We start from the raw sequence: 24,773 nt of genomic DNA on the forward strand, positions 1-24,773 counted from the left end.
ATTCGTTCCCGACTAATTTGTCTCTCCCTTCCCGCCGCGACGCATCTTGAATTCCATTGTGTATGATACCCCGCCACTTGCGGCGGGGTATTAAATGAATAAAGAATCAATTACTTATGTTCGTGATGTTCTTCGAGGAATTTCACCGCTAAATCAGGGAAATCGGTGAATGCACCATCGACATTGGCTTTATCGAAGACGATATCAAACAATTGATTTCCGCTGGTGGCATATTTGGGTAGCTGGTCAATGCGGATAGTATATGGATGTACCACCATATGGCTGGCGTGAGCTTCTTTCACCATACCAGTTAATTTAATGTTGTTTGGTGTAGAGTCATTGGCGATCAGCATGTGGTAATCGGGGCCAATACCGTCAGCATATTTTGCGACTTCTTTCATTGCACCCGGTTTAAACATCCAGTCATAACTGTAGTTATGCCAAGTTCCATCGGATTTCTGCTCGTAGGTTTCATTCCAGTCAGTGTAAGCAATCAGTTGAACCAGTTTCAGATCCATCCCCAATTTTGGTTCCAGATCATTTTTAATACGTTTCAACTCATTGGCATCAAAACATTGCAGATAAACGTTATCGCTCTTTTTGGTGTAACCGTATTGTTTCAGCACTTCCAACACTTTTGCAGTGATGTCTTTGCCTTCCTGACGATGGAACCACGGTGCTTTGATCTCAGGATAGATACCGACGTTCTTTCCGGTAGATTTGTTCATACCCTGAATAAATTCCAGCTCTTCCTGAAAAGTGTGGATGCGAAAATCTGATTTTCCCATTGGAAAGCGACCGGGATAGCTTTGTACTTTTTTGCCATCCTTGATATCAAACCCTTCAGTAAATTTCAGTGACTTAATTTCTGGCAGGGTAAAGTCAATGGCATAGTAACGACCATCAGCACGGGCGCGGTTCGGAAAACGCTCAGCAACATCAGTGACGCGATCAAGATAATGGTCATGTAGAACGACCAGTTCATTATCCTTGGTCATTACCAGATCTTGTTCAAGATAATCTGCGCCCTGAGCAAAAGCCATCGCTTTAGCAGGAAGAGTATGTTCAGGCAGATAGCCGCTAGCTCCTCGATGCGCGATAACAATTTTATCTGCTGCATGTGCAATACCTGACATTGATGAAGCTAACAGAAGACCGGCCATAATTGTTTTAACAGGGGTGTGCATTGGGGTTCTCCACTTGTGGTAATGAAGGTGTTTATGGGTAATTAAATGGTGTTTTATATGAATTTAGAATACTGAATATAAGAGGGAACACAGTGTTACTGTATTATTGTCGCCACTGTTGAACGAGATGAAACAGTGGCGACCCGGGAATAGCTTTATTTAAAACAGCTTGTTGATTAGCGGTTCTGCGCTTGTGCTATTTCCTGTTTGTGTTTGTTTTCAAGTAGCATAACAAACAACAGCAAAATGACAGACAGAATACTGCCGCCAACCATGACCATAAAGCCGCCATCCCAACCGGTGAAATCAACGGTATAACCAACAATAGCGCTGGCAGCTACCGAGCCACCGAGGTAGCCAAACAGACCTGTAAAGCCAGCCGCAGTACCTGCTGCTTTCTTCGGTGCCAGCTCAAGAGCATGTAGGCCAATCAGCATAACAGGGCCATAAATCAGGAAGCCGATCACCAACATACAGATCATATCAACATTAGGATTACCTGCCGGATTCATCCAGAAGATAATTGTAGCGATAGTGACGAGCGTCATAAAGAACACGCCGGTAGCACCACGGTTTCCTTTAAATACTTTGTCCGACATCCAGCCACACAACAGCGTACCGGGGATACCCGCATATTCATACAGGAAGTAAGCCCAGGAAGATTTATCCAGTGCAAAGTGCTTAACTTCTCTCAGATAAGTCGGTGACCAGTCAAGGATACCGTAACGGAGTAAGTAAACGAATACGTTGGCAATAGCTATCATCCACAGGAGTTTGTTAGGCAAAACGTACTGCATGAAAATTTCTTTTGCAGTCAGTTCTTTTTCATCTTTTTCTGTATAGTCAGGTGGATAGTCGTTTTTGTATTCTTCGATTGGTGGTAAGCCACAGGATTGCGGTGTATCACGCATCAGGGCCAATATGACTAAAGCAACCAGAATAGCTGCAAATGCTGGCATATAGAGAGCTGCTTTCCAGTCATTGAACCACGCCATACCGAGGAGGAACAGTAATGGTGGCAAACCACCGCCAACGTTATGAGCGCAGTTCCAGATAGAAACGATCCCGCCACGCTCTTTTTGTGACCACCAGTGAACCATGGTACGACCGCAAGGAGGCCATCCCATACCCTGGAACCAGCCACACAGGAACAACAGGACAAACATGACCGCAATGCTTGAAGTTGCCCAAGGTACAAAGCCCATGAACAGCATTACGGCTGCCGCAAGTATCAGGCCAGCCGACAAGAAAACCCGGGGATTAGAACGGTCGGAAACGGAACCCATGATGAATTTTGAGAAGCCGTATGCGATTGAGATCCCTGACAGAGCAAAACCCAGATCGCCTTTAGAAAAGCCTTCTTCTACCAGATATGGCATTGCCAGCGTAAAGTTTTTCCTTACCAAATAATAAGCAGCATAGCCAAAGAAAATCCCCATAAAAATTTGCCAGCGCAAGCGACGATAGAGTGGATCTACTTCTTGCGCAGGCAGCCGGGCTTTGTGAGGCGCCGGTCTGAATATACTTAACATGTTTGTCTCCACATGACTTTTTAGTATGAGCGAATCACCACTGTTTAGTAGTGACCAGCAGTAAACGAAAGTTTCAATTTATTTTTTTCTATATCGAAAGAAAGAATAGCTAAAACAGACTTATATATCTGTGAAGTATCGCTAACATATGGATATAATTTCGTAAAGTCCGCAATTTTGAGCGATTTATGGCTTTTTGGAAATAAGTTTTATTTTAATTATCGTGATTTCCGTCACAGTTAAGAATGTTTATTGGTTATTTGTGAGCGTATTCCATTCGTTTATTTTCTTTTTGTCATAAAGGACTATGATTATTGTGGGAATATATTCGCCGTTTAATAATACGAATCTTATTTGAAAAAATATAAGATTATCTGAACATATGGTGATGAATGAAAGCGTGATATTTTTTGCCTGTTTTCTTAACTGATATTGACTATTTTTTGCTGTTATTTTTTATTTAATAATCTGGATTATATTTATTGACATATTTTGCGTTTTTTATAACACGGTTATAAATAAAATGATTGAGTTTTGATTCAGAAATAATAGATATTACTACAAATGGTTATTCATGCTCTCGAAGCAGGGTTTTATGAGGGATGAATGGCTGTTTTATAAAATAAAAACAAGTTATATCAAAGTGATAAAGTGGTGTATAAGGCGTAATACACACTATTCACTAGTAAAAAAATCCAGTTATGGGCTAATTGTGTAATTAATTAAAAGTTGTAAATAAATATTAAATAATAATTCTTTAATTTTAAATAATTTTCTTGAAGTTTATTTTTTTTATTCAGTGAAGGTCAACATAAGGTAATTGTAGGCGCCAGATGTGGACAGTAACTGAACTTTATTGACTAACAGCATAAATATCTCCATTCATCATAAAAAATGATGAAACAAAATGGAGAACAGAATGAGAACATCATTATGAATACTTACACACACAAGGCAATATTACACACAGCATTTATTGGGCAGCAATCCTCATTCTCTCATTCTTCTGATATTAATGGCATTAATATCAGCTATATGGAAAAAACACTTCAGCCATGGTTTGATAATGTACCATTCCGGTTAGCAAAACTGGCAAAAATAGCACCGCATGATATTGCTGTTTCAGATCCGCATGGAATTCTGGAGTTTGGTGAGTTACAGCAACGCGTTATCAGCGCAGCGAATGTTTTACGCTCCTATGGCGTAACAATGGGAAGTTATGTCGCTATTGCAGCCGAGAGGGGTATTCCATGGTTTATTACGATGCTGGCGACTTGGCAGATCGGTGCAGTATATGTTCCCCTTAACACCATGATGCCGGAAAAACGTCTGAATGATATTCTCGCCAGCTTACCAGCGAGTACTCTGGTCTCTGATGAAACGGTCTCTGCGGGATTGAAAGCATCAACACATATTCCGATGGAGCATCTTGCCTATACAGTTGAGGAAATAACGGAAGATGTCGTTATTCCTGAATTAGGCGATCATCCGGCCTATGTCATGTTTACTTCCGGTTCTACCGGGCTACCGAAAGCTGTGCAGGTACAGCATGATAATCTGGCAGCCTTCCTGTGCTCACTGGGCAAATTATTATCAGTTAACCAGCATGACCGTATGCTCGCGCTGACTACTTTCTCTTTTGATATCTCAGTCCTTGAGTTACTGCTGACGGTTGTTCATGGGGGCAGTATCTACATTGCACCCACTGATACTCAACGTGATGCGATGGCGTTGTCCCGGGTGTTCTCTGATCCTCAATTTACTCTGGCTCAGGCAACTCCGGTAACGTGGTCAATGGCACTGAATGCAGGCTGGAAGCCGCGGGCTGATATGAGCATGCTTTGCGGCGGTGAGGCTTTGTCACAAGATTTGGCCGATCAATTAACCGCCTCTGGTGGCACTTTATGGAACCTTTATGGCCCGACAGAAACAACAATCTGGTCAACGGCGTTCCGCATGAAAAAAGGAGATAAGGTACAGTTGGGCGAGCCGATTCCCGGCACCAGCATCAGTATTGTGGATAAGAATCTGCGTCCTGTGGCTAAAGGAACGGTCGGTGAGATCCTGATTGGTGGGTTAGGTGTGACAGCCGGATATCGTAATAATCCGGTTGAAACAGCTAAACGGTATGTCCCTGATATCAACGGAAAGGGGAAAAGAGCCTATCTGACCGGCGATATGGCTCGTATGACTGAAGATGGCTCTCTCATTTATATGGGAAGGCAGGATGATCAAGTCAAAGTCCGTGGTTATCGAATTGAATTGGGTGAAATAGAAATCGCGTTGAGAAAACAACACGGGGTTCAGGATGCCATTATCCGTGTTGCGGGAAGCGGTGATTTTGCCAAGATACAGGCGTTCGTATTGTTTAACCCTAATATGGTTATATCGGAGGAATGGGTACGTGAGACTCAGATCGCACTGCGGGAATGTCTACACGAAGCCTGGATCCCCTCTGAATATTACCGGATTCCTTATATTCCGCTGACAAGCAGTGGCAAGCGTGATCGGAAACGTCTGGAAGAAGTGGCAGAGCGTCTGAATACCAATCATGATGCGGTACAGCCCGAAACAGAAACAGAAAAACGGGTTTATGCTATTTGGGGCGATTTGTTGGCTGCGGAAACTTTTGGCATTACCGATGATTTTTTCCAGATTGGCGGTAACTCGATTCTGGTCGCCAGAATGGTAGAGCGGATTGAAAGAGCATTCTCACTCAGGATACCTATTTCCGGCATCTATGTTGAACCCACAATTGCCCGAATTGCGGCTATTCTGGATGAGATGCGTGAAGTTCACAAAAATAATCTGATCCCTTTCAGCAGTGTTTACCGTAGTGAAGCGCTTATTCAGCAACATGCAGAAACGCTGAGAAAAGATGTTTACCTGAAAGAAAGTATACGCCCTGATGGTTTACCACATGCGAACTGGTATGAGCCTGATACTGTTCTGCTGACAGGTGCGACCGGATATCTTGGCCTGCATTTGCTGGAACAACTGTTGAAACAGACTTCAGCTCAGGTTATCTGTCTGTGCCGTGCCGACGACAAAGCACATGCGCGTGAGAGGATCAGAGAGGGTTTTGCCCATTATCAGATTGATGTGGGTAATGGCCTTGAACGCGTGGATTTTGTGATTGGTGATCTGGGGCAACCCCGTTTCGGCTTGCTGCCGGAAATCTGGGATAAACTTGCGCAGGATGTGGATGTGATTTATCACAACGGTGCGCTGGTCAACTTTATCTATCCTTATAGTTCACTAAAAAGCATTAATGTTGATGGCACCAGAACTGCACTGGAATTTGCCTCTACTTCACGTTTGAAACATTTCCATTATGTTTCTTCTGTGAATGCCTTGTTTGCCACTGAATCACCCCGGCCATTTATGGAAGATGATCGCGCCATGAGCGAAACAATACGTGATCCTTCCGGTTATTCGGGCAGCAAGTGGGTATCTGAAGGGATTATCAACATTGCTCGTAAACGGGGTATGCCTGTGAGTATTTACCGTCCCGGTCTGATCCTCGGACATACCCGTACCGGCGCTGCTCAGGGAAATGATTATCTTGTGGCTTCCCTGAAAGGTTATCTGGAAATGGGGTCCTATCCTGCTCATGGATTACTGCTGGATATTGTACCGGTTGATTATGTGGCGGCTTCACTGGTGCATATTTCTAAACAGCGTGAATCTGACGGGAAATTCTTTAACCTGTTTAATCCGGTGCAAATTTCTATCCGTCAGTTTTTCGATTGGGTGCAGGAGTTTGGCTATATCCTTAACCCAGTTCCTTTCAATGAGGGGAAAGAGAGAATTCTTGCTCTGGATGATTCCCATCCGCTGTATCCATTGATTCCGCTGATTCGGGATATGACAGAGAAACCTTACCGTGCGCTGGATCCTGACTATATCCATGAAATCCAGCCAGAGCTGGAGCTGAAACAGACGTTGGCAGCACTGGAAGGGTCTGATATTCAGTGTCCGGTTATTACATCTGAATATGTCAGTCAGGTACTGAATTATCTAATCAGTACCGGGTTCTTGCCTCAGGTATTGCCGGCAAGTTACAGGCAAGGAGTGTTTTCATGGAACTCTTAACAGAAAATGAAGCTGCGCTGTGGATAGTTGTCATTAACAGTAAAAAGCAGTATTCAGTCTGGCCTGACGAATATCGGGTCCCGATTGGCTGGATGTCGACAGGTAAGGAAGGTTCCAAAGTTGAGTGTCTTGAGTATATTGCGGGTCTATGGCCGGAACCCACTAAAAAGCAGGCTGATATGCACTAAACAGATGGATGAGTAGATCAGATTATTTATCGTGGGCATCGCCTCAAAGGTGATGCCCATTTTTTCTGAACAGGAAACCACGCGACACAGATTTAAATCGTCTTATTTTTCGTTAGCTATGCTGTTTTATCGGCTTCTGTAACTTGCTATTTTCTTGGCGTGACCGCAGAAGCAGAGTGATTTATTACCAATAGGGTATAACACGCATCTTGCCGCTGAATTAGTATATGAATATCTAAGCTTGAATATAAAATTCAAAGTGACTCTCATGTAGTCATGGTCAATGCTGCTAGCACCTTTGATTGATGTAATTCATCTTTTTTCTTGTCCTGAATTTAGATCTATTACACCAACGGATGGCTTATTTTTTCTTTCCTTTCATGGGTGGTCTTATTGAAATAAAGCAGAAAAAATTACACCTATTTTTCAGTCCGTTAAAAATAAATATATTTATTTTTAATAATACCTATTGACCTCATGTTAACTTGAGGTTCTAGAGTAAGGATCCAATGCTGCTACCAATTGATAAAATATTTCACAGAACTTTCGTAAATTGAAAAATAAAATAGGATCACACGATGAAAACCTCAAAGTATATTATCGCGTTATTGGCACTAAGTACGATTTCATTTGGTTCAATGGCCGCAGTTGAGGTCAAGTCCGCGACAGGAGAGAAGATAGGTATTGTTTCCGTAACAGGGGCTGAAACGTTAGAAGCACTCACTGATCAATTATCCAAAAAGGCTGACGAAGCGGGAGCAAAATATTTCCGTATTATCGCTGCATCTGGCCAGAATCATTTAAATGGAACTGCTGAAATATATAGGTAGCTAATAGTTATCCATGAAATATTGATATTAACCTATAGATATCAATATCTAGATATAGGTCAATATCCGAGTGTTGAATGATTAGTTTTCATTCTGTTTAAGGATAGCTATTTTCAGAACTACGTAAATTCAAGCCCGGTTACTTTGATTTGAACGTGTTGGTTGTAGTGAGTAACCGGTTTTTCAGACTTGAATAATAAAGTGTTAACTGGGTAATTCAGATTTTCTGAATAATAATATGTTTTAAAAAACAACTTATTGGTGATGGGTTGAGAACATGAAAAATATTATTAATGAGAAGGTTATTAAAGATCTTGTTTATTGGATTGAAAAAAACATTGAGAATGAATTAAACATTGACATCGTAGCTAAAAAGTCTGGTTATAGTAAATGGCATTTGCAGCGGATTTTTAAAAATATAACAGGAACCACACTGGGTAGCTATATAATCGAACGACGTTTGTCTAATGCTGCTATTTCTATCTGTTCATCGAAAAATACTCTTTACAATGTGGCGTTACAGTATCAATTTGATTCACAACAATCTTTTTCCCGATCATTTAAAAAACATTTTGGTATAACGCCAAGTGAATGGAGAAAAAATCTGAACTCTAATAATCTTTTTTCCTTGGTTTATAAGGCGGAATAGTGACACCAATAAGAAAGCAGAGTTGATGTGTTTGATTAAGTTTCTGCCGACTGGTCATTATCAGATTATGGCTTTGACCGATGACTAGAGACATGATGAATAAATTGGAATTCTGGCCCAATTCACGAAAAAACGGTGAGGTATTTTACCAATTGGCAGAAACGTTAGATTTTTTCTGTAAAACGAAAAGTTAACTCGGGTTACACACAGATGAAAAAAAATAGAGCCATTAATTTAAATAGAGCGTTAACGGTGGGAGAAGTCGCAAAGCGTAGTGGAGTGACGGTAGCGACAGTACATTTTTATGAATCTAAAGGGTTAATCAAAAGTTCACGCAATCAGGGAAATCAACGCCGTTTTCCTGCGGTTGTGCTGCGTTATATCGCAATTATCAAAGTAGCACAGAGTACTGGCATTCCTTTAAAAGAAATACAGGAAATACTCAGTCAGTTTCCCCCCAACAGTAAACTTACCGCTGAACAATGGCGAATAATTTCTTTGCAATGGCGGGATTCGCTGGAGCAGCGCATAACAAAATTAACCCGGTTGCGCGATAATTTGGATAGCTGTATTGGCTGTGGATGTCTCTCACTGGCAGAATGCCCATTACGTAACCCGAATGATATTTTAGGAGAAACGGGTTCAGGGCCAATGATTTTATTACAAAAAGAAAAATAACTTATTCTACAAAGGGATTGGAAACATAGTTCCCGGCATTGTGTTCCTAAAATAGCGGTTTTTTGGCTAAAACAAGGATACCAAATCATCACATCGCTCAGTTTCTCTTCACAAAACGTCAATCACGGCTAATAAAAACCCCTCAAAAAATAGTGATATTTCTCACGATATTGATTTTTTTCTCGCTCAAAATACGCGTTTTAGATTCGTTTTTGTTCCTTATCAAACAATTTCTGCCCATTTTGGATATATTTTTATCATCAACCGGAACATTTACTGACCGGATAGGTGACTGGCATATGAGCGAAAGAAAGGAGCATCTCCGATGAATGGCTCTCCTGTAACAGAAACTGATGTCATTATTATTGGTGGAGGCGCGACAGGTGCTGGTATCGCAAGAGATTGCGCCCGCAGGCGCTTACGCTGCATTTTATTGGAGCGGCATGATATTGCGACAGGGGCAACCGGACGCAATCATGGTCTGTTGCATAGCGGTGCTCGTTATGCCGTCACAGACAGCGAATCGGCAAAAGAGTGTATAAAAGAAAACAGGATCCTCAAATCTATTGCCCGGCATTGCATTGAAAAAACACACGGTTTGTTTATTACTTTGCCGGAAGATTCACTGGAATATCAGCAAACGTTTATTACTGCGTGTGAAAAGGCAGGAATTGATACACAGGCGGTTGATCCTGAAGAAGCGAAACGTTTTGAACCGGTGGTTAACCCGGATTTGATCGGTGCCGTGATTGTGCCTGATGGGACGGTTGATCCTTTCCGGCTGACGGCTGCCAACATGCTGGATGCCAGAGAGCATGGCGCACAAATACTGACTTATCACGAAGTCATGGGGTTGATTAGGCAAGGGGATAAAATTATCGGCGTGAATGTTTACGATCATCGCGCTAAACGCCTGTATAACATCTATGCGCCGATAGTGGTCAATGCTGGTGGAATTTGGGGGCAGAAAATTGCGGAATATGCGGATCTCAAAGTCCGTATGCTGCCGGCCAAAGGATCGCTGCTGATCTTAGGGCACCGCATTAACAATATGGTGATCAACCGTTGTCGTAAACCCGCAGATGCCGACATTCTCGTACCCGGTGACACTATCTCGCTGATCGGCACGACTTCTTCCCGCATTGAATATGATCAGATTGATAACATGTATGTGACTCAAGAAGAGGTCGATATCTTAATCCGGGAGGGAGCAAAATTATCCCCCCGGCTTGCGGAGACCCGTATCTTAAGGGCTTATGCGGGAGTCCGGCCTTTAGTCGCGAGTGATGATGATCCATCGGGCAGAAACGTCAGTCGTGGTATTGTACTGCTTGATCATGCCCAACGTGATGGTCTGGACGGATTCATCACTATTACTGGCGGTAAACTGATGACATATCGCCTGATGGCTGAATGGGCAACTGATAAGATTTGCGAAAAACTTAATATTACCGCGTATTGTACGACTGCACAGGAGCCATTACCCGGCTCAGAGAATTTCTCCGAACAAACACGACAGCACACGTCACACAGTAAAACCTTACATAATCAAAACCCGCATCGTAGCACGGTGACTCTACCCGCTCCCATTCGTGGGTCAGCCATTTATCGTCATGGAGATCGCGCCAACCAGTTACTGAGTGCTGAACGATCAGATAAAAGCTTGGTATGTGAGTGCGAAGCGGTAACGGCGGGAGAAGTACGTTATGCAACGGAAACTTTGGCGGTTAATAATTTGCTGGATTTGCGCCGACGCACCCGCGTTGGTATGGGAACCTGTCAGGGAGAACTGTGTGCCTGTCGTGCCGCAGGGTTACTTAATCGTCTCGGTGTAATAACAGAACAGGAATCAGAGCAGCAACTGAAACAGTTCCTTAATGAACGCTGGAAAGGGATTCGCCCTGTCGTTTGGGGGGATGCGTTACGGGAAAGCGAGTTCACCAGCTGGATTTATCAGGGGCTGTGCGGTTTAGATGACGATGATACCGGCACCGATAACCAGCCAGTAACGGAGACTGACAATGAAATTTGATACTGTCATTATTGGAAGCGGGCTGGCGGGACTGACGAGTGGTATTCGGCTGGCAGAAGCAGGTAAATCCTGTGCGATAGTCAGTTCAGGCCAAAGTTCTCTTTATTTCTCTTCTGGCTCGATGGATTTTCTTTCCCGTTTACCTGACGGGAGTGAAGTCACTCATCCCTTACATGCGTTGTCTGAATTGACCAGACAGGCTCCGCACCATCCCTACAGTCGGATAGGAGAAAAAAACGTAGTATCACTGGCGTATCAGGCTGAAAAATTAATCAGGAATAGCGGGCTGGTTATGACTGGTTCTGCTTCACAAAACCATTATCGCGTTACGCCCATCGGTCGTCAGCGCATGACTTGGTTAAGCCCGGCACGAGTGCCGGTTCGTGAGCTGGAGCGCCCATTTAAATGGGAAAGTGTTGTTGTGATCGGCATTGCGGGGTTTCTGGATTTCCAGCCCGGGATCGTTGCCAGTGCATTACAGAGACAGGGGGTGAAAGCCAGTGCGCAGGAGATTCATTTACCTTTTCTCGATAGATTGCGTGATAACCCCAGTGAATTTCGCTCCGTTAATATAGCCCATTTGCTGGATCTGCCTCAAAACCTGACGCTGATAGCGGAGGAAATCAGCCGTCTGGCGCAAGGGTATGAGGCTGTCTTCTTGCCTGCCTGCATTGGTCTGGAAACTGACCAAGTTGTGCAGGTATTACAGATACAGATAAAAAAACCGATCTATTTATTACCGACATTACCGCCTTCCCTGTTGGGTATCCGGGTGAATCAGATATTACGTGATCGGTTCCGCCACTTTGGTGGAGTGATTATGACGGGAGATACAGTCAATAGTGTGGAAATGGCAGACAACCATATTACTGGTTTGTATACCCGTAATCATGGTGATATTCCACTACGTGCTTCCCACGTTATTCTGGCAACCGGTAGTTTTTTCAGTAATGGGCTGAAAGCGAAATTTAACCGGATTTATGAACCCTTACTTGATTTAGATCTGCTGGCGTACTCCTCCCGTGAACAATGGACGCGGCAAAACGTTTTTGTTCCTCAGCCTTATCTTAAATTTGGTGTCACCACGGATGAATATTTACGACCATTAAAATCCGGTCAGGTTGTGGAAAATCTGTATGCTGCCGGTGCTGTGTTGGGGGGATATGATCCTTTGTTTGAAGGCTGTGGTTCCGGCGTTTCTTTATTGAGTGCCTTATTTGTTGCTGAACAGATCATCACCGGGCAACGAGTCACAAAACAGCGGATACCGGAGATTGCACAATGAACATAGCGGAGAATAGCTTTGAAAGCTGTATTAAGTGTACTGTCTGTACTACCCATTGCCCCGTGGTTAAAGCTAATCCAGGCTATCCCGGGCCAAAACAGGCTGGCCCGGATGGAGAGCGATTGCGTTTAAAAGATCCTGCTTTATATGATGAAGCACTGAAATACTGCACTAACTGCAAGCGCTGTGAAGTTGCATGTCCGTCTGATGTAAAAATCGGTGATATTATTCTGCGAGCAAAAGCAGAGTATCACTCACAACGCCCTAAATTGCGGGATGTTATTCTCAGCCATACCGATATGATGGGCACTCTTTCTACTCCGCTTGCTCCCATCGTCAATTCAGTTACCAGCCTGAAACCAGTGCGCCATTTGCTGGATAAAATGCTCAGGATTGATCACCGACGTGAATTACCAAAATACGCTTTCGGTACATTTCGGCGCTGGTATCACAAACAGGCATCCATCCAACAGCAGTTTACAGAACAGGTTGCCTATTTTCATGGCTGTTTCGTCAATTATAACCATCCACAACTGGGCAAGGATTTATTGAAAGTCTTTAACGGAATGGGGATTGGCGTCCAATTACTGACCCGGGAAAAATGTTGTGGCGTGCCGTTGATCGCCAATGGTTTTATGAATCGGGCGAAGCATCAGGCGAAAGCTAACCTGCACTCACTAACAGAAAGTGTGATTGAGCGACAAATTCCCGTTGTAACAACTTCATCCAGTTGTACTTTTACCTTACGTGATGAATATCCGCATATTTTGGGTGTTGATACCCGCCCGATACGTGATCATATTGAGCTGGCAACCCGCTACATATATCGGTTGCTGGATCAGGGGCGTGATCTGCCTTTGAAGCCGATGCCCCTGAAAGTGGCTTACCATACGCCATGTCATATGGAAAAAATGGGTTGGGCAGCTTATTCGATTGAGTTGATTAAGCGTATTCCGGGTATTGAATTAATTATTCTGGATTCTCAGTGTTGTGGTATTGCCGGAACTTATGGTTTCAAAAAAGAAAATTATGAAGTATCTCAGGGAATAGGAGCTAACCTGTTCCGGCAAATAGAAACGAGCGGCGTGGATTTGGTGATCACCGATTGTGAAACCTGTAAATGGCAGATTGAGATGTCTACCAGCAAAAAATGCGAACACCCGATCAGTTTACTGGCGCGAGCATTGGGCTGAATCAAGCCATTTTCCTGTTAATGAGGCAATTAGAACGATTATTCGCCTCATTTTATGAGGCGAATAGTGTTGTTATTTGCCTCATTTAGTGAATAGAATGACCAACTGATTGATATCATGAGGTGGATGGTCATGTGGATATGGGAACAGAAAAATTGGCCTGATTTCCAGTGGAATGAGCGTGAATTGATCGCCATTCTGCGTGAGATTAATTTTAATCAGGGATTGTTACTTGGTTTATCTGCGACTGAAAATACAGAGCAAGCAACGCTGGATAACCTTTTAGCTAGTATTCTCTACTCTTGTGAGATAGAAGGAGAAAAACTAAACGTAGCATCAGTACGTTCTTCATTGGCGAATCATCTGGGTATCAGTGAGGAAAAACCGTATCCAATCAGCGAACAATCTGATGGCATCGCAAGAATCGCACTTGAAGTCGTAGAAAAATACCAAGAACCGTTAACTCTTGAACGCATTTTGCAGTGGCATGAGTGGATGTTTCCTGTCGGTCATCGGTTAATTAATCCCATTAACGGCGGGCAATTGCGACATGGCGGCATCGAAGTTGTGTCGGGTAGAATAGACAAACCTGTTGTCCATTTTTCAGCCCCGCCAGCCGAACGGTTACAGCAAGAGGTTGCACAGTTTATCACATGGTTTAACCGTTCCTCTTATGACCCTAATCTTGATCCTATCTTGCGGGCAGCAATTGTTCATCTGTGGTTTGTTACACTTCATCCACTGGAAGATGGTAATGGTCGTATCACCCGTTTTCTGACTGATCTGGCTCTGGCGCAGGCAGAAAGCCGATCAATCCGGCTTTATGCTATGTCTGTGAGTATCTGCGAAAGCAGAAAACAATATTATGAAATGTTGGAACAGACTCAGCGTGGTGGGTTGGATATTACAGACTGGATGAGATGGTTTCTACAAACCCTGAATAGCACTCTGATTGTTAAATTGAAGCAAATTGATGGAACCGTGAAGAAAACCCGGTTTTGGCGTCGTGTTGATCAGAGCCAGCTAAATGAAGAGCAAGTTAAGGTACTGAACAGAATGTTAGACGGTGATTTCTCTCAGGGAATTAACAGCAGCCAATATCAGAAAGTAGCTAAAGTGAGCAGGGCTACAGCCACCCGACATCTAATCTACCTGACAGAATTGGGGTATTTGGACAAAACAGAAGCGGGTGGACGAAGTACGCGTTATGTTATCCATCATGTTAATGGCGTGACTAAGTAGGGCGAGGGTTCCCGCCCTGAAACCGCAAAAATCACGTCAATGATAAATTAATATAACCAGTCTTTGCCCATCTGATCTGCTGCCAGAATTGCGGCATAGACCTGATCCGGAGTAACGGTGAATGGCATATTGTGGATAGTTTCCCCTTCTGCACAGCTTACTTTAGCGACCTGCATAATTTTGTGGTGCAAATTTTCGCTATCGCGCAGGCCAAGCTGTTCCAGCGTAATTGGAAGGCCAACTTGTGTACAAAAATCGAGTACAGCTTCTAGCTCTTCATTGGGGCTATTTTCTAACATGAGCTGTGTCAGAGCCCCAAATGCGACTTTTTCACCATGATACAGGTGGTGACACTCTTCCAGTAGGGTAAACCCATTATGAATGGCATGTGCAGCGGCAAGCCCTGCGCTTTCAAAACCAATTCCGCTGAGATAGGTATTTGCTTCAACAATATTTTCAACCGCAGGGGTTGTCACTCCGGCTTCTAGCGCTAGTTTTGCTTTATAACCTTCTGCCAATAATGTGTCGTAACACAATTTAGCCAGTGCCAGCCCGGTCAGAGAAGTTCTTCCTCCTGCCATCGTCGGATTATGAGCTGTACTGCTGGCCCGAGCCTCAAAGTAGGTCGCCAGTGCATCTCCCATACCAGCCACAAACAGCCGGACAGGTGATTTCGCAATAATCTTTGTATCCACTAACACAATATCGGGATTTTTGGGATAGAACAGATAGCTATCAAATTCCCCTAATTCTGTATACAGAACGGAAAGTGCGCTGGTAGGTGCATCCGTTGAGGCCAGAGTCGGAGAAACAAGAATGGGTAATTTTGATTCGTGTGCTACAGCTTTTGCGGTATCAAGCGTTTTTCCTCCACCAATTCCAATCACGGCCTGACATTGATTAGTTAATAGGATGGCTGACAGGCGTTCTATCTCTTTACGGCTGCATTCGCCGTTGAAAACTTCAAAATGGCTGGTGACTTCATATGTTTTCAGGCTTTTACTGACCGTATCCCCAATAAGATTGAGTACAAAATTATCAGCAATGACAAAAACGTGGTCAGCAAGTATTTTCGTATACTGGCCAATGTAGGATATCGCATCTGGCCCTTGGATATATTTGGATGGAGACTGGATAACTTTCAGCATAAGAAATATTCCTTCTTCACTGGAAACTCACCATAACCTGTTAATAGCATCGGTATGTGACAGATTATCAGTCGTTTCGAATAAAAGTGTGTGTTTGCCTGTCCGCCAACACTATACGACAAAACATACCCGTAGGTTATCTGTAAAAGCAGGAAATGCGCGATTTGTGAGGAAAAGCGGGAAGGTGTCTGCACCCTGATTAGCTCAGGGCGCAATGTCGTTTTAGCGGGTCTGTACCAATGCCTTATCTGTAGAGTGAGAGAAAAAGAATTTCAAGATAAGGTTCAGTAAGATGCCATAAGCTGGCAGGAAGAAGAGCATACAAATAAACAGCTTAAATGCATAATCCACTAACGCGATTTCTACCCAGTGGGTTGCCATAAAGGCATCACTGCTGTGATAAAAGGCGATAAAGAAGAAGGCCAGAGTATCAAGCATATTACCGAAAAACATGGCCGCCGCCGGTGCCACCCACCAATTTTGATTCTGACGCAGACGATTGAACACGCCGACATCTAATATCTGACCGAGAACATAAGCCATAAAACTGGCTGTTGCAATGCGGGCAACAAACAGATTAAACGTGCCTAAAGCCGAAAAACCCTGCCATGATCCCTGAAAAAAGAGCGCAGAGATGAAGTAAGAGATAATCAGAGCCGGGAGCATGACCGTCATAATGATTCGGCGTGCTAATGGCGCACCATAAATACGTACGGTCAAATCAGTTGCCAGAAAGATAAAGGGAAAGGTGAACGCTCCCCAGGTGGTATGAAAACCAAAAATTGAAATAGGCAGTTGCACCAGATAGTTACTGGAAGTAATGATCAGAATATGAAACAGCGAAAGCCAGATTAAAGCCGAAGCTTTCTGCTGCTGAGTAAGTTGAAACATATTGTACCTTTTTGCTGGATGGGGTGAGGGAACCCAGAAACAAATTTCCCTGAATTATCAGGAGAGAAGCATCATACGCGGGTTGAGTAATATACTCAATGGGTTTCAAAATGCGGTGATTGAGGAGATTATGTAATATAATCCATCGCTATAGATTGTTTGAACCTACAGAGATTGTTATGTCTGATGCTTTTGCCAACCCCGATAAAACACTTGATACACAGGGATTACGCTGCCCAGAGCCAGTAATGATGGTGCGTAAAACTGTCCGTCACATGGATGTCGGACAGACTTTATTGATCGTTGCGGATGATCCGGCGACGACTCGTGATATTCCCGGTTTTTGTCGTTTTATGGAACATACGCTGCTTGCTCATGAGACAGCGGAAACGCCTTATCGATATCTAATCAAAAAAAATTAAAAGATTGCTTAATAAACTGGTAGAAATATAAACCCGTGCTAAGCTTATCAATGTGGGACTTGGAAATTTTATCACCTCACTGAGTACCATATTTCCTTTTGTCTTAATAGCAATCTTGAGTAACTGTAGTCCTATTTTGAAAAGGTGCGTCTTTAGCACCTTTTCAACTTGTTTTATTTATTATTGGCCTGTTTCATGAATAACAGCCTTAAAATCCACTTGGTTATTATAATGCTCTTTGGGTAAAGGATGCCTTTTAGAAAAGGATGCTGATAATTTTTTGTTTACATTAAGTTGTAATCAAATGAGAGTATTAAAGTGATAATCTGTATTCCGGCGTTTTTTTATCATAAACCTTGATATATATACAAAATGTTTGCCAGTAATCTGGAGAGTGTTGTTCAATTATTAATAGTCCGGTGGTTTGGCCACAACCACCGGACGGGTGTGAATGAAAGGGAGTGAAATATACTTGATAGGCTCGCTACCTTTATTTTCGTAACGAAAAAAGAAGTAAGCTGTTTAATAAATAAGTTGTGAAGAAATTATATGGTATAGTATATATATTATTAATGAACGATATAACGTAATGAGATGTAATATTAATTTCTGTTAATTATCGCCTAATAAATAATGCCAATAAAGCAGGTAATCCGGCAATAAATGCAAGAATCAGTAAAGATATAGAATAATTAAACATCAACAGTAGGTGAGCAATAAGTGGTCCTATACTTGCCCCAACAAATAGTACAAATGTATAGAGTGATATGGCTGTTCCTCTATATTGTTGATCAGCCAATGCAGCAATTACCCCAACCAGAGAAGGGACACTGAATGCACGCCCGCCAATAAAAATAACACTGGCAAAAAGTAATCCCCATGCGCTACCAAAAGAAACAGTGGCTGAGGCCAATATTAATCCTGTTGCTGCAATTAAAAAGCTCCACCGAACCAGCGATATTGCACCTATTTTTTGTATTATCCAGGGTGTAAGCAGGGAAAGAAACATCACGGGTAAAACAATCAGTCTTGTAGTGAAAGGTTTTATATCCATTGTGACAAATTTTTCGCCGTAACTTTCGTCCATCATGATATAAAAAGCGACTAAAGCTGATAATGTACATAATGTACTGAGGTATAACCACTTTAAGTTTTTCTCAAGCAATATTTCCGGTATTTTCTTATAAATATCAAACAATGTTGTTTTGTTATGCTCTTCTGCTTGATTGTGTTCCTTATCCCTGTGAACAACAAAATAAATCAAAATAATTGACGCAAAATAAACAGGAACCAGTGCAAGTTCGATAATATTAAAACCATAATGACTGAATGTTATGGCATAAAGCTGGGCGACAATACTAGCTGTCAAAAACCCCAAAGACATAAACGATATTGCTCTCGATTTCAGCGTGGAAGATAGGTTTTCATTCAGGTATGCCAGTATAATGGGCGGATAACAAGAGGCGGCAAGTCCCTGTAATACTCTGAGTGTTAATAACTGGCTAAAACTAGAGCAAAATCCGACTAGAATGGTGAATAACAGGAAAAATATAAAGCCAGTTAGCATGACCAATCTGCGACCAAAGCGGTCTGAAAGTGGGCCAGACAATAAAAAACCAGCCGAATAACCGATGCTGAAAGCGCTGCTCACCCATCCTGCCATGATTTTATTTTTATCAAAATGCTGGGTTATTTCCGTAAGGATCGGGATCGGAATATAAATCTGGCCTACAACAGTCAGGCCTGTTAATGCTAAAAGTACACTGATAAGTAGTGGGTATCGATGCAATGTTCGGGTTGCCATCCTTTATCTCCGATTGGAACTACGATGCCATTTTGGTACAAGCCACCCAACACATTGAACAGTGCTGATACAAATCGATACGGACTGTTTTTTCAGTTTAAGTGTATGGGATAAATTCGGGATTTCAAGGAGAGGGGGAAGAGCATACAAAAAATGCCATCGAACATTACTATTTATTACTCTATTTACGTGAGAGTATAAAACCACAGGATATTTTATTTAGCTATTATTTAATTTGATAAAACAAGTGTTCAAATTAACTGATAATATCTCATTAATAATTATACCAATCTAACTTGAAGATGCAGGTTTTAAAATCTGAAAATTGTCAGTCAGTCGAGTCGTCAATTCTTTCGCTTTTTCTGGTAAAGTGATCTGATTTGGGTAATAAATCAAGCATCTTCAATGGTGATTGGTATATATATCCCCCACTCATATTTGAGTGAGGGCGTATTCATGCAGAGAAATTATTTATTATCCTTTGTTTTTGATGCGCAGCAGACGGATCGCATTTGCTGTCACCAGTGCTGTGGCACCTGAATCCGCTAACACTGCCATCCACAATCCGGTAATCCCCAGTAAGCTGGTGATAAGGAATATAGCCTTCAAGCCTAATGCAATCGTGATATTCTGACGAATATTGTAGTGTGTTGCCCGTGACAGAGTAATAATTTCCGCCAGACCAGTCAGCCGGTTATGAGTCAGTGCGGCATCCGCTGTTTCCAGCGCAACATCCGTACCACTTCCCATCGCGACCCCAATACTTGATGCTTTCATCGCCGGTGCATCGTTAATGCCATCACCGACCATCATCGTTTTGTGTTTTTCATTAAGCTGCATAACTGCTGTGACTTTGTCTTCCGGTAGCAATCCTGCCCGGTAATCAATATCCAGCTGGCCTGCAATAGCTGCGGCTGCCCGGGGGTTATCGCCCGTCAACATCACCGCATTGACGCCTTGACGCTTCAGGGACTGGATAGCTTCAATGGCATCCTGACGCAAAGTATCCTGCATGGCAATCAGGCCAATAAACTGCTCATCCTGTACGACGGCAACGGCTGTTTTACCACTGTCTTCCAGTTCAATAACCCGTTGTTTCCATTCTGGTGATAAAATATTTTCAGACAGCCGTCCGGGTGCAGAGACCCGTATTTTCTGCCCTGATAACTGACCTTCAATCCCAATACCAGCAAGAGCTTTACGGTTTTCAGCCTCGACAACCGTTACGCCTTGATTCTCCGCTTCATTCAGAATGGCTTTTGCCAGCGGGTGATGAGAACCACTTTCTACCGCCCCCGCTAATGCCAGCAATGTCTCTACACTGATATTTTCCACGGGTTCGACATTCGTAACCTGAGGCTTTCCTTCGGTCAATGTACCGGTTTTATCCAGCGCAATCGTGGTGATGCTGCCGAGTTGCTCTAATGCTGCACCGCCTTTGATGAGTGCACCACGGCGAGTGGCAGCGGCAAGTGCAGAAGTAATCGCAGCAGGAGTTGAAATAACCAGTGCACAGGGACAGCCAATCAATAGCAGCGTCAGGCCGCGATAGATCCACATATCCCACGGTTCGGCGAAAAACAGGGGAGGTATCACGATAACAAGTGCCGAGAGCAGGATAATCAGCGGCATATAGATACGGCTGAATTTATCGATAAAGCGCTCAATCGGAGCACGGCGTTCTTCAGCTTCTTCAATTAACTGTAGGATACGGTCAATGGCATTATGCCCCGGTTCAGAAACAACCTGCATTTGCACTGATCTATCAATGGAAAGACAACCAGCGGCGACTTTTTCCCCTTGCTGGCGTTCAACAGGGACAGATTCTCCCGTCAGCGCACTTTCATCAAAACTGGCAAACGAGTTAAGAAGTTCGGCATCTGTAGGTAAACGAGCACCCGGAGCGATTTCAATAATGTCACCCGGACGCAGGTCAGCGGCAGGCACTTTTTTCTTGATGCCATCTTTTACAAGTAGTGCCTGTTCGGGAACCAGAGCCATCAGAGCGCTGACACCTCTTCGAGCACGACCTGCGGCATAACCTTCTAAGATCTCACCTAACTTGAACAGTAAAATCACCATTGCGGCTTCTGAAGTGGCATTGATGAACAACGCACCGATAGCCGCTACAGTCATCAATGTTTCAATAGCAAAGAAAGTGCTGGAACGGAATAGCCTGATGGCTTTGACCGCGATAGGATATAACCCAATCAAGACTGTTATGATGAAGGCTATTTTTCCGGTAGGAGCACTAATTTTAGCGATGATCCCGCTAATGGCCATCAATACCGCAAGCAGGATAATCGGAGAAAATGTTTTCCAGAGACTGGTTGCTGGTGGCAGTTGAGATGTTGAATCGGTTTCTTTGATTGCAAAGCCCGCTTGCTTTACCGCCTTGACGACATCAGCCCGAATATCTGAATCAGCATCTACAACCAGTTTTTCGGTAGTGAATAACACCTTGACCTGTTTAACTTTATCCAGTCTTTTCACTGCATTTTCGATTTTGCCTGCACAACTTGGGCAATCCATACCCTGTATAATCCAGTTAAAACGCTGTCTGGCAGTCAGTTCAGCGGGAGCTGTATCCTGTACAGGGTGTGCGTGTGTATGCGAGCAACTTCCGCCATGATGATCATGGGAATGGTTTTTGTGATGAGAGTGGTCATGATCATGGGAATGTTGATGTTTTGTATCACAGGTACGTGATTGCTTACTTTCATTTCTTATGCTGGAAGAACCCTGCAAGGCTCTTTTTGGGGACGAGATAGAGCCACGCTGCGACTGTTTATGTTTTTTGGAAATAGAGAACATAATGGCCTCTCAATGATGTTTATTCAGGTTGATTACCATTAACTCTACACTTTGGAGTTTACTCCAGAGTCAAATAAAAAAAGCAATTATTTTGATGAATTGTGCTATTTCTGATGGATCCGGCAATGCAGCAAACAACGTTGTAATTGGAAAAAATGGCAAGAATATCTCGGTATTGAAATGAGGCGTTGATATCAACGCCTCATTTCGGATGAGAATCAAAAAAATGATTTAAATAATCAGTGAACGGATAATCAAAAAATGCCCGATAAAACGGCAGGAGGCTACGATTGCTTTTGATAGTTTAAAAGGTAAACGGTATTGGCTAATAATGCTGATGCTGTGTGCGAGAAGTAACAGAATTGCTCCGACCATAGCTGAGAAACGGCTTTCATTACCGAGCGCAAAATATTGTTCTCCGGCAACCCAAACCATGATGAGTACCATCACCCAGGTATCCAGCACCCGCCAGCGTAACTGATCCAGACGGCTCCAGATAACCAGCATAACCACAGCACCTACCACCAATAAAATTAATGGCAGTGGCAAGAATAAATGGAAACTCATATGCAGGGCGAAGCTGATGGTATAGAGCAGATAACTCAGAAATAGCGCGACGAACGAGAATAGTAAATACTTACTGGGGAGCATTCGGAGTGAGTCAGAAAGCAGAGCGATGATAAGGCCTGCAATAATAAGGTAGCCTGAAGCTTCAAGATTTGGAGCCTGAAATGCCCATAATAGCAGAAGCAGCATCGTAACCGGATAGAACACCCATTGCTGCCATTTGATACCCCGATAGGCGGCATCAATATATAACCATCCAGAGAAGAACACAGCAAGAAATGGCCAACTCATATTTTCCTTTCCTTAAATATTCAGCGCCTGTTTTATCAGGAATTGCTGTTTATGATGGGGATAAAGCGAGAGTACCAACTTTAATTCTACATTAACGAGAAGGTAACGTTTTATTATCAAAAGGAATGTACGTCAATGAGTAATCGTTAGGGATAATAAATGGGAAGGCCATTTTTTTCCGGCTTCTGCCCCAGTCACAGTGTTGTTCATATGGCTGGGGAGTTGCTGTTTAGTACTACTTGTTATTTACCGGATATATGAAGGTATTATTTTTTTTCCAGCCGGTTTTTTTTCTGCCATGACAATAACTCAAAGACCCCGAAAAAGAAGATCTTAGTTTGCAACCAGCCAGAAAGTTTTTGGTCTTTAGGCTGAGAGTGTTTTAACAACAAAAGTTGGAAAGCATGCATGACTACCGTAAAAACCATAGCAATATCCATAAAATATTTTAATGGCTTAGGAAAGGGTTGAACCAAATTTAGGATCATAATCCCCCAGACACAGAGCATAATTGCTCTTCCCAATTGGATAAACATCATTGACTCCAGAATTGTATTTAAATAGCCAGACTGTCATTTACTGGCGGCGAATATATAATCTGTATGCAACCTGCCCGGCGATTTTTTCCCGGTGTAAATGCCAGTTTGCCGGGACTGCTGTTGCGGCAGATTCAGATTCTGCTTCGACATAAACCCAGCTTTCCTTAGCCAGCCATCCGTTAGTTTCCAGCAACTTGATGGTTTCTTCCAGCATTCCTTTTCGAAATGGTGGATCAAGAAAAATGATATCAAAGGGCGTTCCGGCCTGATTCAGATGTTGTAGCGTATTGTTTTGTATCACCCTGCCGTTATCTGCTTTCAGTAGCGCTAAATTATTCGACAGTTGCTTTGCTACATGACGATCGTACTCAATCAAAGTGGCACTGTTGGCATAACGTGATAATGCTTCAAATCCGAGAGCTCCGCTGCCGGAAAAACAATCCAGACAGTCAGCGCCCTGCATGACGGGCATTAACCAGTTGAACAGAGTTTCTCGGACACGATCGGTTGTCGGACGTAATCCCTCACTATCAGGAACCGGTAATTTTCTTCCGCGCCATTTTCCGCCAATAATACGAATTTGCCCTAAAGACGAGCGCTGTGGTTTTTTAGTCATAGTTACATAAATTAATTATTTGTCATCGCCGTAATATTATCTACTGCTTATCAGGCCTTGATGGTGAATAAAAAAGACGAGGATCAGGAAATCCATTGATTAATTTACCACGAAATCCTCAATAGAATATGTGTTGTGGTGAGATGAAAATGTTAGACTGGATTTTATCACCATTAGAACCTATCTCTGTAGGCGTAATTGTTAAAATAGAGACCTAACAGATTTCAATTTATGTCACAGCCAACAAAGAGGCAACTTGAAATATGAAGAGTATAGCGTCTATTGGTCTGAGTTCTTGACTTATCCCGATAAGAACTGATGGCCTGAAATAAAGGCCAATGCAGTCAGTTTCTGGTGTAGGTTGTTATAACGCCATAATTAACCGCGAGGAGTGTAGTGGCCGATGGCAAAAGAAAAAAAAAGAGGTTTCTTCTCTTGGTTCGGACTTGGTCGTCAGGAAAAGAAGCAGCAAGAAGAACAAATTGAACAAGAAAAGCTGGCAGCGGCAGAAGCGGAACAACAACGTTTAGCTGAAGAAGCGGCGCGTCAGGCGGCGGCAGAAGCGGAGCAGCAGCGTTTAGTCGAAGAAGCAGCGCGCCAAGCGGCGGCAGAAGCGGAGCAGCAGCGTTTAGCCGAAGAAGCGGCGCGTCAGGCAGCGACAGAAGCGGAGCAGCAGCGTTTAGCCGAAGAAGCGGCGCGTCAGGCAGCGACAGAAGCGGAGCAGCAGCGTTTAGCCGAAGAAGCGGCGCGTCAGGCGGCGGCAGAAGCGG

Annotated in this window: 19 protein-coding genes and 1 pseudogene; 11 read left to right on the top strand and 9 right to left on the bottom strand. The window is 43.2% G+C overall.

The features are described 5' to 3' along the window. Positions 1 to 110: 110 nt before the first annotated feature. Positions 111 to 1,187 (bottom strand): glycerophosphodiester phosphodiesterase, encoded by a 1,077-nt coding sequence (gene glpQ, locus AAC855_RS19240; RefSeq protein WP_340611703.1) that lies wholly within the window; start codon positions 1,185 to 1,187, stop codon positions 111 to 113. Between the two features lie 176 nt (positions 1,188 to 1,363). Further along, positions 1,364 to 2,719 carry a glycerol-3-phosphate transporter gene (gene glpT / locus AAC855_RS19245; RefSeq protein WP_340611705.1) on the bottom strand — a complete coding sequence of 452 codons (1,356 nt, stop codon included), beginning with the start codon at positions 2,717 to 2,719 and terminating at the stop codon, positions 1,364 to 1,366. 933 nt (positions 2,720 to 3,652) lie between these two features. Here glpT and AAC855_RS19250 point away from each other — a divergent pair. The 9 genes from AAC855_RS19250 (at position 3,653) to AAC855_RS19290 (ending at position 14,911) form a co-directional block, all read left to right on the top strand. Further along, on the top strand, positions 3,653 to 6,814 hold the full coding sequence (locus AAC855_RS19250) for an amino acid adenylation domain-containing protein (protein ID WP_340611706.1): 3,162 nt from the start codon (positions 3,653 to 3,655) through the stop codon (positions 6,812 to 6,814). Then, positions 6,802 to 7,002, top strand: a complete 201-nt coding sequence (locus tag AAC855_RS19255) for an MbtH family NRPS accessory protein (protein ID WP_340611707.1) — start codon at positions 6,802 to 6,804, stop codon at positions 7,000 to 7,002. The genes AAC855_RS19250 and AAC855_RS19255 overlap by 13 nt, the downstream gene beginning before the upstream one ends. A 578-nt stretch (positions 7,003 to 7,580) precedes the next feature. Further along, on the top strand, positions 7,581 to 7,832 hold the full coding sequence (bhsA, locus tag AAC855_RS19260; RefSeq protein WP_340611709.1) for a multiple stress resistance protein BhsA: 252 nt from the start codon (positions 7,581 to 7,583) through the stop codon (positions 7,830 to 7,832). Between the two features lie 277 nt (positions 7,833 to 8,109). Continuing rightward, on the top strand, positions 8,110 to 8,481 hold the full coding sequence (locus AAC855_RS19265) for a helix-turn-helix domain-containing protein (RefSeq protein ID WP_340611712.1): 372 nt from the start codon (positions 8,110 to 8,112) through the stop codon (positions 8,479 to 8,481). Positions 8,482 to 8,691: 210 nt separating this feature from the next. Further along, on the top strand, positions 8,692 to 9,159 hold the full coding sequence (soxR, locus tag AAC855_RS19270; protein WP_340611714.1) for a redox-sensitive transcriptional activator SoxR: 468 nt from the start codon (positions 8,692 to 8,694) through the stop codon (positions 9,157 to 9,159). A gap of 325 nt (positions 9,160 to 9,484) precedes the next feature. Then, on the top strand, positions 9,485 to 11,191 hold the full coding sequence (glpA, locus tag AAC855_RS19275; RefSeq protein WP_340611716.1) for an anaerobic glycerol-3-phosphate dehydrogenase subunit A: 1,707 nt from the start codon (positions 9,485 to 9,487) through the stop codon (positions 11,189 to 11,191). After that, on the top strand, positions 11,181 to 12,476 hold the full coding sequence (glpB, locus tag AAC855_RS19280) for a glycerol-3-phosphate dehydrogenase subunit GlpB (protein ID WP_340611717.1): 1,296 nt from the start codon (positions 11,181 to 11,183) through the stop codon (positions 12,474 to 12,476). Before glpA ends, glpB begins: the two co-directional genes overlap by 11 nt. After that, positions 12,473 to 13,669 (top strand): anaerobic glycerol-3-phosphate dehydrogenase subunit GlpC, encoded by a 1,197-nt coding sequence (glpC, locus tag AAC855_RS19285; protein ID WP_340611719.1) that lies wholly within the window; start codon positions 12,473 to 12,475, stop codon positions 13,667 to 13,669. The genes glpB and glpC overlap by 4 nt, the downstream gene beginning before the upstream one ends. A 132-nt stretch (positions 13,670 to 13,801) precedes the next feature. Then, positions 13,802 to 14,911 (top strand): Fic family protein, encoded by a 1,110-nt coding sequence (locus AAC855_RS19290; protein ID WP_340611721.1) that lies wholly within the window; start codon positions 13,802 to 13,804, stop codon positions 14,909 to 14,911. A gap of 47 nt (positions 14,912 to 14,958) precedes the next feature. Here the strand turns inward: AAC855_RS19290 and AAC855_RS19295 are convergent, their stop codons facing one another. Continuing rightward, positions 14,959 to 16,059, bottom strand: a complete 1,101-nt coding sequence (locus tag AAC855_RS19295; RefSeq protein WP_340611723.1) for a glycerol dehydrogenase — start codon at positions 16,057 to 16,059, stop codon at positions 14,959 to 14,961. Between the two features lie 222 nt (positions 16,060 to 16,281). Next, positions 16,282 to 16,950, bottom strand: a complete 669-nt coding sequence (locus tag AAC855_RS19300; RefSeq protein ID WP_340611724.1) for a 7-cyano-7-deazaguanine/7-aminomethyl-7-deazaguanine transporter — start codon at positions 16,948 to 16,950, stop codon at positions 16,282 to 16,284. A 179-nt stretch (positions 16,951 to 17,129) separates the two neighbouring features. On the opposite strand from AAC855_RS19300, the gene tusA reads away from it, so the two are divergent. Then, the gene (tusA, locus tag AAC855_RS19305; protein ID WP_340611726.1) at positions 17,130 to 17,372 is read left to right on the top strand and encodes a sulfurtransferase TusA; all 243 of its coding nucleotides are present in this window, start codon (positions 17,130 to 17,132) and stop codon (positions 17,370 to 17,372) included. A gap of 616 nt (positions 17,373 to 17,988) precedes the next feature. Here tusA and AAC855_RS19310 read toward each other — a convergent pair. From AAC855_RS19310 to rsmD, 5 genes are all read right to left on the bottom strand, one after another. Continuing rightward, positions 17,989 to 19,176 carry an MFS transporter gene (locus AAC855_RS19310; protein WP_340611728.1) on the bottom strand — a complete coding sequence of 396 codons (1,188 nt, stop codon included), beginning with the start codon at positions 19,174 to 19,176 and terminating at the stop codon, positions 17,989 to 17,991. Between the two features lie 474 nt (positions 19,177 to 19,650). Beyond that, a complete protein-coding gene (locus AAC855_RS19315; RefSeq protein WP_340611731.1) occupies positions 19,651 to 21,990 on the bottom strand; it encodes a zinc/cadmium/mercury/lead-transporting ATPase in 2,340 nt (779 codons plus the stop codon). A 231-nt stretch (positions 21,991 to 22,221) separates the two neighbouring features. Beyond that, positions 22,222 to 22,848, bottom strand: coding sequence for a lysoplasmalogenase (locus AAC855_RS19320; RefSeq protein ID WP_340611732.1), 627 nt, complete (start codon positions 22,846 to 22,848; stop codon positions 22,222 to 22,224). Positions 22,849 to 23,114: 266 nt separating this feature from the next. Further along, on the bottom strand, positions 23,115 to 23,384 hold the full coding sequence (locus tag AAC855_RS19325; RefSeq protein WP_340611740.1) for a DUF1145 family protein: 270 nt from the start codon (positions 23,382 to 23,384) through the stop codon (positions 23,115 to 23,117). Between the two features lie 40 nt (positions 23,385 to 23,424). After that, entirely contained in the window at positions 23,425 to 24,003 is a 579-nt protein-coding gene (rsmD, locus tag AAC855_RS19330) for a 16S rRNA (guanine(966)-N(2))-methyltransferase (protein ID WP_340611733.1), read from the bottom strand. A 403-nt stretch (positions 24,004 to 24,406) separates the two neighbouring features. Between rsmD and AAC855_RS19335 the strand changes: the two are divergent. Then, positions 24,407 to 24,773, top strand: a pseudogene (locus AAC855_RS19335) (signal recognition particle-docking protein FtsY); the annotation flags it as partial.

It is taken from the genome of Xenorhabdus bharatensis, from assembly GCF_037996705.1.
GTDB classification, from domain to species: Bacteria; Pseudomonadota; Gammaproteobacteria; order Enterobacterales; family Enterobacteriaceae; genus Xenorhabdus; species Xenorhabdus bharatensis.

Bases quoted from the DNA above. Each gene is read 5' to 3' on its own strand.
- glpQ (WP_340611703.1), bottom strand. From the start codon at position 1,187: ATGCACACCCCTGTTAAAACAATTATGGCCGGTCTTCTGTTAGCTTCA.
- glpT (WP_340611705.1), bottom strand. From the start codon at position 2,719: ATGTTAAGTATATTCAGACCGGCGCCTCACAAAGCCCGGCTGCCTGCG.
- AAC855_RS19250 (WP_340611706.1), top strand. From the start codon at position 3,653: ATGAATACTTACACACACAAGGCAATATTACACACAGCATTTATTGGG.
- AAC855_RS19255 (WP_340611707.1), top strand. From the start codon at position 6,802: ATGGAACTCTTAACAGAAAATGAAGCTGCGCTGTGGATAGTTGTCATT.
- bhsA (WP_340611709.1), top strand. From the start codon at position 7,581: ATGAAAACCTCAAAGTATATTATCGCGTTATTGGCACTAAGTACGATT.
- AAC855_RS19265 (WP_340611712.1), top strand. From the start codon at position 8,110: ATGAAAAATATTATTAATGAGAAGGTTATTAAAGATCTTGTTTATTGG.
- soxR (WP_340611714.1), top strand. From the start codon at position 8,692: ATGAAAAAAAATAGAGCCATTAATTTAAATAGAGCGTTAACGGTGGGA.
- glpA (WP_340611716.1), top strand. From the start codon at position 9,485: ATGAATGGCTCTCCTGTAACAGAAACTGATGTCATTATTATTGGTGGA.
- glpB (WP_340611717.1), top strand. From the start codon at position 11,181: ATGAAATTTGATACTGTCATTATTGGAAGCGGGCTGGCGGGACTGACG.
- glpC (WP_340611719.1), top strand. From the start codon at position 12,473: ATGAACATAGCGGAGAATAGCTTTGAAAGCTGTATTAAGTGTACTGTC.
- AAC855_RS19290 (WP_340611721.1), top strand. From the start codon at position 13,802: ATGTGGATATGGGAACAGAAAAATTGGCCTGATTTCCAGTGGAATGAG.
- AAC855_RS19295 (WP_340611723.1), bottom strand. From the start codon at position 16,059: ATGCTGAAAGTTATCCAGTCTCCATCCAAATATATCCAAGGGCCAGAT.
- AAC855_RS19300 (WP_340611724.1), bottom strand. From the start codon at position 16,950: ATGTTTCAACTTACTCAGCAGCAGAAAGCTTCGGCTTTAATCTGGCTT.
- tusA (WP_340611726.1), top strand. From the start codon at position 17,130: ATGTCTGATGCTTTTGCCAACCCCGATAAAACACTTGATACACAGGGA.
- AAC855_RS19310 (WP_340611728.1), bottom strand. From the start codon at position 19,176: ATGGCAACCCGAACATTGCATCGATACCCACTACTTATCAGTGTACTT.
- AAC855_RS19315 (WP_340611731.1), bottom strand. From the start codon at position 21,990: ATGTTCTCTATTTCCAAAAAACATAAACAGTCGCAGCGTGGCTCTATC.
- AAC855_RS19320 (WP_340611732.1), bottom strand. From the start codon at position 22,848: ATGAGTTGGCCATTTCTTGCTGTGTTCTTCTCTGGATGGTTATATATT.
- AAC855_RS19325 (WP_340611740.1), bottom strand. From the start codon at position 23,384: ATGTTTATCCAATTGGGAAGAGCAATTATGCTCTGTGTCTGGGGGATT.
- rsmD (WP_340611733.1), bottom strand. From the start codon at position 24,003: ATGACTAAAAAACCACAGCGCTCGTCTTTAGGGCAAATTCGTATTATT.